At 55.8% G+C, this 11,770-nt stretch carries 10 protein-coding genes; 5 read left to right on the forward strand and 5 right to left on the reverse strand.

The window, feature by feature from the left end; genetic code table 11:
- Positions 1-8: 8 nt before the first annotated feature.
- A complete protein-coding gene (locus ACSEMK_RS11495; RefSeq protein WP_015703746.1) occupies positions 9-851 on the reverse strand; it encodes a 23S rRNA (adenine(2030)-N(6))-methyltransferase RlmJ in 843 nt (280 codons plus the stop codon).
- 175 nt (positions 852-1,026) lie between these two features.
- Here ACSEMK_RS11495 and prlC point away from each other — a divergent pair, with 175 nt between their 5' ends.
- Positions 1,027-3,069, forward strand: a complete 2,043-nt coding sequence (gene prlC / locus ACSEMK_RS11500) for an oligopeptidase A (protein ID WP_015369266.1) — start codon at positions 1,027-1,029, stop codon at positions 3,067-3,069.
- Positions 3,070-3,076: 7 nt separating this feature from the next.
- A complete protein-coding gene (rsmJ, locus tag ACSEMK_RS11505) occupies positions 3,077-3,829 on the forward strand; it encodes a 16S rRNA (guanine(1516)-N(2))-methyltransferase RsmJ (RefSeq protein ID WP_049052009.1) in 753 nt (250 codons plus the stop codon).
- A 57-nt stretch (positions 3,830-3,886) separates the two neighbouring features.
- Here rsmJ and ACSEMK_RS11510 read toward each other — a convergent pair whose 3' ends face one another.
- Positions 3,887-5,089 carry an NAD(P)/FAD-dependent oxidoreductase gene (locus ACSEMK_RS11510; protein ID WP_430914903.1) on the reverse strand — a complete coding sequence of 401 codons (1,203 nt, stop codon included), beginning with the start codon at positions 5,087-5,089 and terminating at the stop codon, positions 3,887-3,889.
- Between the two features lie 232 nt (positions 5,090-5,321).
- Between ACSEMK_RS11510 and ACSEMK_RS11515 the strand changes: the two genes are divergently transcribed.
- Positions 5,322-5,825: an RrF2 family transcriptional regulator gene (locus ACSEMK_RS11515; RefSeq protein WP_015369269.1), complete on the forward strand. Its 504-nt coding sequence runs from the start codon at positions 5,322-5,324 to the stop codon at positions 5,823-5,825.
- A 40-nt stretch (positions 5,826-5,865) separates the two neighbouring features.
- Here the strand turns inward: ACSEMK_RS11515 and dtpB are convergent, their stop codons facing one another.
- Positions 5,866-7,338, reverse strand: a complete 1,473-nt coding sequence (gene dtpB, locus ACSEMK_RS11520; protein WP_020077742.1) for a dipeptide/tripeptide permease DtpB — start codon at positions 7,336-7,338, stop codon at positions 5,866-5,868.
- Positions 7,339-7,604: 266 nt separating this feature from the next.
- Positions 7,605-8,042, reverse strand: coding sequence for a universal stress protein UspA (gene uspA / locus ACSEMK_RS11525; protein ID WP_004145166.1), 438 nt, complete (start codon positions 8,040-8,042; stop codon positions 7,605-7,607).
- Positions 8,043-8,425: 383 nt separating this feature from the next.
- Between uspA and uspB the strand changes: the two genes are divergently transcribed.
- Complete coding sequence (gene uspB / locus ACSEMK_RS11530) at positions 8,426-8,761, forward strand: universal stress protein UspB (protein ID WP_015703743.1); 336 nt, start codon at positions 8,426-8,428, stop codon at positions 8,759-8,761.
- A 65-nt stretch (positions 8,762-8,826) separates the two neighbouring features.
- Here uspB and pitA read toward each other — a convergent pair whose 3' ends face one another.
- Entirely contained in the window at positions 8,827-10,323 is a 1,497-nt protein-coding gene (pitA, locus tag ACSEMK_RS11535) for an inorganic phosphate transporter PitA (RefSeq protein ID WP_045397146.1), read from the reverse strand.
- A gap of 230 nt (positions 10,324-10,553) precedes the next feature.
- Between pitA and ACSEMK_RS11540 the strand changes: the two genes are divergently transcribed.
- Complete coding sequence (locus ACSEMK_RS11540; RefSeq protein WP_113373991.1) at positions 10,554-11,747, forward strand: NAD(P)/FAD-dependent oxidoreductase; 1,194 nt, start codon at positions 10,554-10,556, stop codon at positions 11,745-11,747.
- Positions 11,748-11,770: the final 23 nt, after the last annotated feature.

The raw sequence follows: 11,770 nt of genomic DNA on the forward strand, positions 1-11,770 counted from the left end.
GGTTGCGATTACTCCGGTACGATCCAACTCACGGTCGCGTGACCGGTACCGGCTGGAACCAGTTTGCTGTGCAGCCACGGCAGTACGTTATTCATCTGCTGTTCCAGCTTCCATGGCGGGTTGATGACGATCATCCCGGAGGCGGTCATGCCGCGCTGGTCGCTGTCCGGACGCACCGCCAGCTCGATTTGCAGAATTTTGCGAATACCGGTGGCTTCTAAATCTTTAATCATGCGTTTGATCTGCGCGCGCAGCACCACCGGATACCACAGCGCGTAGGTGCCGGTGGCGAAGCGTTTATAACCTTCGTTGATCCCAGTGACCACCGCCTGATAATCGGTTTTAATTTCGTACGGCGGATCGATAAGAATCAGACCGCGACGGGAAACCGGCGGCAGCTTGGCCTTCAGCTGCTGATAGCCATCGGCTTTATCGACGCGCGCGCGGCTGTCTTTCTGGAACTCGGCGCGCAGCAGCGGGAAGTCGCTCGGGTGCAGTTCGGTCATCTGCAGGCTGTCCTGCTCGCGCAGCAGCTGGCGCGCGATAAGCGGCGAACCCGGGTAGTAACGCAGTTGGCCGCTGCGGTTGAAGTGCTCGACGACCGAAATATAAGGTTCCAGCTCAGTCGGCAGATCGTCCTGCTGCCAGATACGGGCGATGCCTTCAAGATACTCGCCGGTACGTTCGGCGTGCTCGCCGCTCAGTTGATAGCGGCCCGCGCCGGCATGGGTGTCCAGGTAGAGAAACGGTTTTTCTTTCTCTTTCAGCGATTCAATGATCAAACTCTGAACGGTGTGTTTGAGGACGTCGGCGTGGTTGCCTGCGTGAAAGCTGTGGCGATAACTGAGCATGGATGCAGAGATTCCGGAAATAAACAAGTTAACCGACAGTTTACCGCAGTTCGCCCAGGATTGCCGCTGTCGCACCGCCTGTCATTGAAATTCCCGCAACTATCCCCCATTCTAGATCTCATGCAAAAGCGCCGGAACGCGCGCTTCATTCACCCTCTTCAACAGGACAGCGCATATGACCAATCCATTACTGACGCCTTTTTCATTGCCGCCATTTTCTGCAATCAAACCGGAGCACGTGGTCCCTGCGGTCACCAAAGCGCTGGATGATTGCCGGGCTGCGGTGGAAAGCGCGGTGGCGCACGGCGCGCCGTATAGCTGGGAAAATCTTTGCCAGCCGCTGGCGGAAGTGGACGATGTGCTGGGACGCATCTTCTCGCCAATCAGCCATTTGAATTCGGTAAAAAACAGCCCGGAGCTGCGTGAAGCCTACGAACAGACGCTGCCGCTGCTCTCCGAGTACAGCACCTGGGTCGGCCAGCATGAAGGTCTGTATAAAGCCTACCGCGACCTGCGCGACGGCGACAACTACGCCACCTTGAATACCGCGCAGAAAAAAGCGGTCGATAACGCGCTGCGCGATTTTGAATTATCCGGGATTGGCCTGCCGGCAGAAGCGCAGAAACGCTACGGCGAAATCGCCGCGCGCCTCTCTGAACTTGGCAATCTGTACAGCAACAACGTGCTTGATGCCACCATGGGCTGGAACAAGCTGGTGACCGACGTCGCCGACCTCGCAGGCATGCCGGAAAGCGCGCTGGCCGCCGCTCAGGCCCAGGCGCAGGCGAAAGAGCAGGAAGGGTATCTGCTGACCCTGGATATTCCGAGCTACCTGCCGGTGATGACCTACTGCGATAACCAGGCGCTGCGCGAAGAGATGTATCGCGCCTATTCCACCCGCGCCTCCGATCAGGGGCCGAACGCCGGTAAATGGGATAACAGCCCGGTGATGGCGGAGATCCTCGCGCTGCGTCACGAGCTGGCGCAACTACTGGGCTTTGACAGCTACGCCTTTAAATCTCTGGCCACCAAAATGGCCGAAAACCCGCAGCAGGTGCTCGATTTCCTGACCGACCTCGCAAAACGCGCGCGTCCGCAGGGCGAGAAAGAGCTGGCTCAGCTGCGTGCTTTCGCCAAAGCCGAGTTTGGCGTCGATGAACTGCAGCCGTGGGATATCGCTTACTACAGCGAAAAACAGAAGCAGCATCTCTACAGCATCAGCGATGAGCAGCTGCGCCCGTATTTCCCGGAAAACAAAGCCGTTAACGGCCTGTTTGAAGTGGTTAAGCGCATTTATGGCATTACTGCCAAAGAGCGTACCGATGTCGATGTGTGGCATCCGGAAGTGCGTTTCTTCGAGCTGTATGACGAAAATAACGAGCTGCGCGGCAGCTTCTATCTCGACCTGTATGCCCGCGAACATAAACGCGGTGGGGCTTGGATGGATGACTGCGTCGGCCAGATGCGTAAGCTGGATGGTTCCCTGCAGAAACCGGTCGCTTATCTAACCTGTAACTTCAACCGTCCGGTAAACGGTAAACCGGCGCTGTTCACGCACGATGAAGTGATCACCCTGTTCCACGAGTTCGGCCATGGTCTGCATCATATGCTGACCCGCATTGATACCGCCGGCGTTTCCGGCATCAGCGGGGTGCCGTGGGATGCGGTCGAGCTGCCGAGCCAGTTTATGGAAAACTGGTGCTGGGAGCCGGAAGCGCTGGCCTTTATCTCCGGTCATTACGAAACCGGTGAACCGCTGCCGCAGGAGCTGTTGGAGAAAATGCTGGCGGCGAAAAACTACCAGGCGGCGATGTTTATTCTCCGCCAGCTGGAGTTCGGTTTGTTCGATTTCCGTCTACACGCGGAATATTCGCCGGAGCAGGGGGCGAAAATCCTCGAGACGCTGGCCGAGATTAAAAAACAGGTCGCCGTGGTGCCGGGCCCAACCTGGGGCCGCTTCCCGCATGCGTTCAGCCATATCTTCGCGGGTGGCTATGCCGCGGGCTACTACAGCTATCTGTGGGCCGATGTATTGGCGGCAGATGCCTTCTCACGCTTCGAAGAAGAGGGGATTTTCAACCGTGAAACCGGTCAGTCATTCCTCGACAATATCCTGAGCCGCGGCGGTTCCGAAGAGCCGATGGAGCTGTTCAAACGCTTCCGCGGGCGCGAGCCGCAGTTGGACGCGATGCTTGAGCATTACGGGATTAAAGGCTGATTGCTACGTGAAGATCTGCTTAATTGATGAAACAGGCGCCGGTGACGGCGCCTTATCTGTTTTGGCCGCCCGTTGGGGGCTGGAGCATGATGCTGAGAATCCGATGGCGCTGGTGCTGACGGACGCGCATCTGGAGCTGCGTAAGCGCGATGAACCCAAGCTTGGCGGCATCTTTGTCGATTTCGTCGGCGGCGCGATGGCCCATCGGCGCAAGTTTGGCGGCGGCCGCGGTGAAGCGGTAGCCAAAGCGGTGGGCATTAAAGGCGATTATCTCCCGGATGTTGTCGACGCTACCGCCGGGCTGGGGCGTGATGCCTTCGTGCTGGCGTCGGTCGGCTGTCGCGTGCGGATGCTGGAGCGTAATCCGGTGGTCGCCGCGCTGCTCGACGATGGTTTGAAACGTGGCTATGCCGATGCGGAGATCGGCGGCTGGCTGCAGGAGCGCTTACAGCTGATTCATGCCTCCAGCCTCAATGCGTTGACCGATATCACCCCGCGCCCGCAGGTGGTTTATCTGGATCCGATGTTTCCCCATAAGCAGAAAAGCGCGCTGGTCAAAAAAGAGATGCGGGTATTTCAGTCGCTGGTGGGGCCGGATTTAGACGCCGATGGTCTGTTGGCGCCTGCTCGACAGCTGGCGACCAAACGAGTGGTGGTGAAGCGTCCGGACTATGCGCCGCCGCTGGCGGATGTCGCCACGCCGAACGCGGTGGTGACCAAAGGACATCGTTTTGATATTTATGCCGGTACGCCGGCGTAATTTTTCGCCATTGTGATATCACCCGGCTCGCGTAGCGCAAGCCGGGAACCGCAATATTTAAACAAACGGCGCCAGCGGATCGGCCATCTCAAACGCGGCGGCCTTATCGGCCTTCGGCGGATAGATAAGTTCGCTGACGATCGACACCTTCACCTTTTTTGCCTCTTCGCGCGTCAGTTTCACCTGCTGATCCCAACCCTCGGTGTAAACCGCGCCCCAGGCGCCGAGATCCAGACAGGTAACGTAGGTTTCCTGGCGATAGGGCAGCGGCGCGACGCCCAGCAGGCCGGCGGCGGCGTTATTACCGGCGAATTTACCGAGCAGGATAGCGTGCTGGCAAGTCATCAGGGCGTGATTGCCCTTATCATCGGTCGCGGCATAGGCCACGTCGCCGGTCGCGTAGATATCATCGTAACCCACCACCTGTAGTTCGGCGTTGACATGCAGACGCCCTTGACGGTCGCGCGGCGCATCGATTTGCGCTGTTAGATTATTCGCCTGCACGCCGACGGTCCAAATCACGGTCTGCGAGTCGATACGCTTTCCGTCTTTCAGGTTCACGCCAGCGGCATCGACGCTTGCCACTTCAGCATTCACAAGCCACTCGACGCCCAGTTCTTTTGAGGCCTGAATGATGACTTCACGCAGCGCATCGCTGTATCGAGAGCCCGGCTGCGGACCGCGTTCAACTACGACTACTCTGGTCTTAGAATTCGAGCCGAAGATCGCGCGCAGCTTGGTCGGTAATTCCATCGCCATCTCGATACCGGTAAAGCCGCCGCCGCAGACTACCACGGTGTTGCGCGCATCGCTTTGCGGACGCTGTGCTAAAGCAATTAAGTGGTTTTCCAGCGTCGTAGCGCTTTCGAGCTGATCGAGGTCGAAAGCGTGCTGTGCCGCGCCCGTGACCATCGCGCGGTTGACGTGACTACCGCTCGCCAGGACTAAACGATCCCAGTACTGAGCGTGGCTTTCGCCGTTGCTATCGGTCCAGGTTACCGTTTTATCCGCAGGATGGATCTGCGACACGCTGCCACGAAGAAAACGGATCCCGGTAGCATCGAACAGTGGCTGTAGTGGCGCAACCAGCGACGGTACGTCGCTTTCGTAGAAACGAGGACGAATGCGCAGCTCAGGCTGCGGCGCAATGACTGTGATATCAACGGCCTGCTGTTGATTTTTTTCCGCTAAACGCGCGGCGCTCAGGGCCGCCCACATCCCGGCAAAACCGGCGCCTACGATCAGGATTTGTTTACGCATCTTTTTTTCACTCGCTGTTAACTACGATTCATTTACTCGGATTTTATTGGTCGTAGTTAAGAAAAGCAACGCCTCTCACGCGATCCTGAGGATCCTTTAGCAGCGTTTTTATTTAATATACTGATAAATAATAAATTAAATTTTTGTCTTGCGAGGGGAGATATCAGATATCTGGAATGAGGCGGTGGGAAAAGCTACAATAACTCAGATTAATATTGGCTGAGATAAGTGAATGGCATTTTACAGTTCCGGAGTTGAGTACGGCATCCATAGCCTGATGTGTATGGTGGACAGCAAAGGCGACGCCCGCGATATGAGCGTGCGCGAAATCGCCGAGCTGCAAAACGTGCCCTACGATTATCTGGCCAAGATTTTTACCCGCCTATCGAAAGCGGGCCTGGTGCGCAGTATTGAAGGCAAAGGCGGCGGCTTTCAGCTTGCCAGAGCGGCTGAGCACATCACCGTGTTGGATGTTGCCAACGCTATTGATGGCGAAAAGCGTATTTTCGAGTGCCGTGAGATCCGCCAGCGTCTTGCGGTGTTTGATGAGCAGCCGCCGCAGTGGGCCTGCGAAGGTATTTGCGGTGTGCGTGCGGTCATGGATATGGCGCAGCAGCGAATGGAAGAGGCGTTAGGCCAGCATACTATCCTCGATCTGGCGCGTAAGATGTACCGTAAAGCGCCGGATGAGTTTGTGATTGAAGTGCAGGAGTGGATCGCGGCGCGTAAGAACTAGGCCGCGCGCCCCGGCGGTTGTCGCCGGGGCGGCTAACGGGTTACTCGGCGCTGGCCGGGGTATTGATCATCCGGTTCAGCCACGGCACCATAAAGGCCATCACCACCGTCACCGCCAGGGTCACGAGGCCAATTTTACTAAACACGTTGGTGTAGATCGGCAGCGTCTGCAGCGGGTCGGTTATATTTTCCGGCACCGCGGTGAAGGTCGCGACATAGCCGCCCATCAGGAACGCGGCGGCCTGTGTCAGGAACCACATCCCCAGAATAAAGCCCATCAGCCGCTGCGGAACCAGCGCGGCGACCATCGCCAGTCCCAGGGCGCTAATCAGCAGTTCGCCGAGACTCTGGAACAGATAAACCAGCACGATAAACCATGGCGAGGTGAGCCCCTGCGGGTCGGCAAACCACATCCCGGCCGCGGCGGCGGTCAGAAAGCCCAGCGCGCAGAGGAACATGCCGAGAGTGAATTTCATCGGCATGGTCAGGTCTTTACCTTTGTTGCCAAGACGGGTGTAGATAGCCGCCAGTACCGGGCTGGCGACCACCACCCAGAACGGGTTCAACGCCTGGAAACTCACCGGGTTAATCGCGATGCCGAGAATGTCGTGATGCACGTTATTGATGGCGAAGAAGTTCAGCGAGGTTGGCATCTGGGCGTACAGGATATAAAACACCACCGCTTCGAGCATCAGGATGAAGGCGACGAACATCTTGTTGCGGCCGGTTTTATCGAGGCGGAAGGCTTCGCGGAAGAAGAAAATCGTCACCACGATGGACAGCACAATCAGCACCAGGTTGGCGATTTTAACGTTATGCATCAGCCAGGCGCAGAGGAAAATCATCACCACGGTGCCAACCAGCACATACAGCAGATTACGGAAACTCAGCGGCTGATGATCCGGGGTTGAACCGATATCTTTCACCATTCCGCGGCAGGCGAAGTAGACCAGCAGCGCGACGATAAGCCCGGCGCCGCACAGATTGTAGGTCACCGCATAGCCGAACTTATCGGCAATAACCGGCGCCAGCGACAGCGACAGCAGCGAACCGATGTTAATCGACATATAAAACAGGGTGAAGGCGCCGTCGAGACGGGCGTCTTTCGGCGGATAGCATTTTGATAGCAGGCTTGCTGGATTGGCTTTAAATAGCCCGTTGCCGACGGCGATCGTGCCAAGCGCGATAAAGATAAGGTCGGGTTTGAGCAGCGACAGACCGGTCATAAAATAGCCGATTGCCAACACGATGGCGCCGAGCACCAGCGTGCGTTTGGTTCCAAGCAGATGGTCACCGACATAGCCGCCGATGGAAATGAGGCCGTAGACCAGCGCCGCAAAGGCGCCAAAGGTGATAAATGCCTGTTCTTGAGAGAAACCAAGCTGTTTAACAAAGAACACCGCCAGGATGCCCTGGACGCCGTAATAGCCAAAACGCTCCCATAACTCTACAAAAAAAATCATGAAGAACGGACGGGGTTGCTGTAGCAAACCCGTAGGTGCAGTTGTTTTCATATTCCTTCGCCTTTTAGTGCTATCCCAAAAAGTATGAACGCGTCTGCCAAAACGCGCCGAAAAAGTCTGATGGCCCATAATGATTCGGCCATTGGCTGAATGTATAGATTATTATATAGATATTAATTCTAATAAATGGTTGATCACACTAACCGATATTAATTATCTGGATTGATATCCTGATGGGGTCAATGGGGTTCAGGCGGGATGCAGCATAAAAACAAAAACGCCCGCAGGCGCGGGCGTTGGCTGGCGAGGAAAAGCGATTATTCGTCTTCTTCGTCGCGCAGCGGTACGATCAGCATATCAACGTGAACGGTGTTGATCAGCTGACGCGCGGAGGACATCAGCTTGCTCCAGAAGTCCTGATGGTGACCGCAGACCACCAGGTCCATATCATATTTTTTAATCGCGTCGACCAGCACCTGGCCAAGATCGCCGCTGCCGCTCAGGGTTTCGGTAATCGGGTAGCCGGCGTTGGTGGAAAGCTCGGTCAGCGCGTGGTGCGTCTCTTCAGAGATGCGTTTCTGCATGTCGCCCAGATTGACATCGATAAGACCGGTGTAGAGGTCGGAGTAATTCACATCCACGTGAATCAGGGAAACTTTCGCATTGTAGGGACGCGCCATAGAAACCGCTTTCTCTACCAGCACTTTGCTTTCCGGTGATAGGTCTACTGCAATAAGAATGTGTTTGTAAGCCATAGTGTTACTCCTTCCATAAGTTGTCGATGACCGTTGGACCAGACAGCCTGTGCTGTCGATTCGCCCGCGTCCTGCAAGCTAGATTCGCGGGGGGTAAGCCTTTAAGGACTTAATTGTAGAAGATAATTTCTACAATATAGCGCCCCTCGCACTCCGTCAATGCACCTGGTTCACCGTTAGTTAAACAAATTATTCCGTCTTACGTATTGATAACGATTAACCTTGTGGTAAAAAAATTAACTGATCTCCTACACTATTTAATGAGCCGGTCGGATAAATAAACGTGACCGGAATCGCACTCTTTTACTGTACGGTGGGTTGGATGATATTGGGGAGCGGTAGTCCCGGAGGGATCTCCGTGGATGGGTCGCCGGGGAGGAAGTATGATCAGCACTGTTGCGCTGTTTTGGGCCCTGTGTATCGTTTGTGTGGTGAATATGGCACGCTACTTCTCATCGTTGCGTGCATTATTGGTTGTGCTACGTGGTTGCGATCCCTTGCTCTATCAATATGTTGATGGCGGAGGTTTTTTCACCTCGCATGGGCAGCCCAGTAAACAAATGCGGCTGGTTTGGTATATCTATGCCCAACGATATCGCGATCATCATGATGACGAGTTTATTCGTCGCTGTGAGCGTGTTCGCCGGCAGTTCATCCTGACCAGCGCGCTATGTGGTCTGGTGCTGGTGAGTATGATTGCGCTGCTTATCTGGCATTGAGCTGCGCTGAATAGACGGCAAAAAAAATGGGCCAGTTTCCTGACCCATTTTTCGCAGACTACTGCTTAGATAAGCTTCAGAGCCAGCCAGTACAGCACGCCTGACAGCAAAATGGCTGCCGGCAGGGTGAGTACCCATGCCATCAGAATGCTGGTGACGGTTTTCTTCTGCAGACCGCCGCCATCAACGAGCATTGTCCCCGCAACCGAGGAAGAGAGCACGTGGGTGGTGGAAACCGGCATCCCGGTGTAGCTGGCAAGGCCGATAGACACCGCTGCGGTCATCTGGGCGGACATACCTTGCGCGTAGGTCATACCCTTCTTACCAATCTTCTCGCCGATAGTGGTCGCCACGCGGCGCCAGCCGATCATGGTACCAATACCCAGCGCCAGCGCGACCGCCATAATGATCCAGATTGGCGCGTACTCGATGGTGCTCAGCATATCGGTTTTCAGTTTCTTCAGCAGGCGCTGGTCGTCAGAGCTCACATCCGGCAGTTTGGCCACTTTGTCGGTGGTGTCGGAGATGCAGAGCATAATACGACGCAGCTGGCCGCGCTGATCCACTGACAGCGAATCGTAGCTTTCCGTTCCGGTGAGCATCGTCTTCACGCGGTCAAGCGCGTTGATGGTGTTCGCCGGATGGCAGTGAAACTCGCCGTTGGCCGCGGTGTTGGTTTCCGGTGACGGAACCAGTTGATCAACGCCGGTGGCTTTCTTCAGCAGCTCAGGACGCTGTTGGAAGAAGGTTTCCACGTTGTTGACCGCATCGCGGGTACGAGTGATTTCGTAACCTGACGCGTTCATGTTGACCACGAAGCCCGCCGGCGCGACGCCAATCAGTACCAGCATGACCAGACCAATGCCTTTCTGCCCATCGTTGGCGCCGTGCGAGAACGACACGCCAATAGCGGACAGGATCAGCGCGATACGGGTCCAGAACGGCGGTTTTTTCTTACCGTCTTTCTTTTCGCGTTCCGCTGGGGTCAGGTGGATACGAGCGCGTTTTTTGGTACCGCTCCAGTAACGACGCAGAATGAAAATCAGGCCGCCCGCTACCACCAGGCCAACGATCGGCGAGACGATAAGCGAGGCAAAAATGCCGATGACTTTCGGGATATTCAGCGCATCAACCACTGAAGTACCGGTCATCAGCGCATTGGTTAAACCAATACCGATGATGGCGCCAATCAGGGTGTGAGAACTGGAGGCCGGGAGGCCGAAATACCAGGTTCCGAGGTTCCAGATGATTGCCGCCAGCAGCATAGAGAACACCATGGCGAGGCCATGTGCGGAACCCATGTTAAGCAGCAGGTCCGTTGGCAGCATATGCACGATGGCATAGGCTACGCTGAGACCGCCCAGCAGAACGCCGAAAAAGTTGAAGAGTGCCGCCATCGCAACAGCAAGCTGCGACCGCATTGCGCGAGTGTAGATCACCGTTGCAACAGCGTTTGCGGTATCATGAAAACCGTTAATCGCTTCGTAAAACAGTACAAAAGCTAAAGCAAGCAATAATAATAGTCCGGTATGTAAATCCAGACCGGCAAATAAATGTAGCATAGGACGTTACGCCATTTTGAGGACATGAACGCGGCGCATTATCAGTGACTTTAGCGGCGCGGGCAAAGTGAAATATAGACTTTTTTTGATTTTCTTCCTGTTTGGTTTCTACCCGGTTGGGAGTAATCCTATATCTTTCAAAGACGTAACTGAATGTTGTTTTTTTCGTGCTGGTGTGACCAGAGTGAAATATTTACAATTCCCGACAATTCGGGAATGAGGAAAATTGAGTGGAAAGGTTTGATGCCATTGTGATCGGCGCCGGTGCGGCGGGAATGTTTTGTGCGGCGCAGGCGGGGCAGTTGGGCTGCAGTGTACTGCTGCTCGATAATGGCAAAAAGCCGGGGCGCAAAATCCTGATGTCCGGCGGTGGCCGCTGCAACTTTACCAACATGTATGTCGAGCCCGCGGCGTATCTCAGCCAAAACCCGCATTTTTGCAAATCTGCGCTGGCGCGCTACACCCAGTGGGACTTTATCGAGCTGGTTGGCAAATATGGCATCGCCTGGCATGAGAAGACCTTAGGTCAGCTGTTTTGCGATGATTCAGCGGAGCAAATCGTCAACCTGCTGTTGTCTGAATGTGAAAAAGGCGGCGTACAGATCCGTCTGCGCAGCGAAATTCTCAGCGTCGAACGCGATGAACAAGGCTACCGGCTACAGGTGAACGGCGAAACGCTGGCGGCGAAGAAGCTGGTAATCGCCTCCGGCGGTCTGTCGATGCCGGGGCTGGGCGCATCGCCGTTTGGTTACAAGGTGGCTGAGCAGTTCGGCCTGAAGGTGCTGCCAACCCGCGCCGGGCTGGTGCCATTTACTCTGCATAAACCGCTGCTTGAACAGCTGCAGGTGCTTTCCGGCGTTTCGGTGCCAGCTACCATTACCGCCGAGAACGGTACGCTGTTCCGCGAAAATTTGCTGTTTACCCATCGCGGCCTTTCCGGCCCGGCGGTGCTGCAGATTTCCAGCTACTGGCAGCCCGGTGAGTTTGTCACCGTCAACCTGCTGCCGGACTGCGATCTTGAGGCATTCCTCAACGAGCAGCGGGGCGATCATCCGAACCAAAGCCTGAAAAACACCCTTGCGATGCAGTTGCCGAAGCGGCTGGTCGAATGTTTACAGCAGCTTGGGCAGATACCTGATGTGACACTGAAGCAACTGAACGTTCGCGATCGGCAGACGCTGGTGGAGACGTTAACTGCCTGGCGCGTGCAGCCGAACGGCACTGAAGGTTATCGTACTGCTGAAGTGACGCTCGGCGGTGTGGATACCAACGAACTTTCGTCACGCACCATGGAGGCGCGCAAAGCGCCGGGGCTTTACTTTATCGGTGAAGTGATGGACGTCACCGGCTGGCTTGGCGGCTATAACTTCCAGTGGGCGTGGTCAAGCGCCTGGGCCTGCGCGCAGGCGCTGGCGGAAGCTTAATCAGAGAGCCCGGGGCACCTTGG

It is taken from the genome of Klebsiella sp. K-3, assembly GCF_051207495.1.
Taxonomy (GTDB): domain Bacteria; phylum Pseudomonadota; class Gammaproteobacteria; order Enterobacterales; family Enterobacteriaceae; genus Klebsiella; species Klebsiella aerogenes.

Coding starts and splice junctions, on each gene's coding strand:
- uspB (WP_015703743.1), top strand. CDS start 8,426: ATGATCAGCACTGTTGCGCTGTTTTGGGCCCTGTGTATCGTTTGTGTG.
- pitA (WP_045397146.1), bottom strand. CDS start 10,323: ATGCTACATTTATTTGCCGGTCTGGATTTACATACCGGACTATTATTA.
- ACSEMK_RS11515 (WP_015369269.1), top strand. CDS start 5,322: ATGGCATTTTACAGTTCCGGAGTTGAGTACGGCATCCATAGCCTGATG.
- ACSEMK_RS11510 (WP_430914903.1), bottom strand. CDS start 5,089: ATGCGTAAACAAATCCTGATCGTAGGCGCCGGTTTTGCCGGGATGTGG.
- prlC (WP_015369266.1), top strand. CDS start 1,027: ATGACCAATCCATTACTGACGCCTTTTTCATTGCCGCCATTTTCTGCA.
- ACSEMK_RS11495 (WP_015703746.1), bottom strand. CDS start 851: ATGCTCAGTTATCGCCACAGCTTTCACGCAGGCAACCACGCCGACGTC.
- uspA (WP_004145166.1), bottom strand. CDS start 8,042: ATGGCTTACAAACACATTCTTATTGCAGTAGACCTATCACCGGAAAGC.
- dtpB (WP_020077742.1), bottom strand. CDS start 7,338: ATGAAAACAACTGCACCTACGGGTTTGCTACAGCAACCCCGTCCGTTC.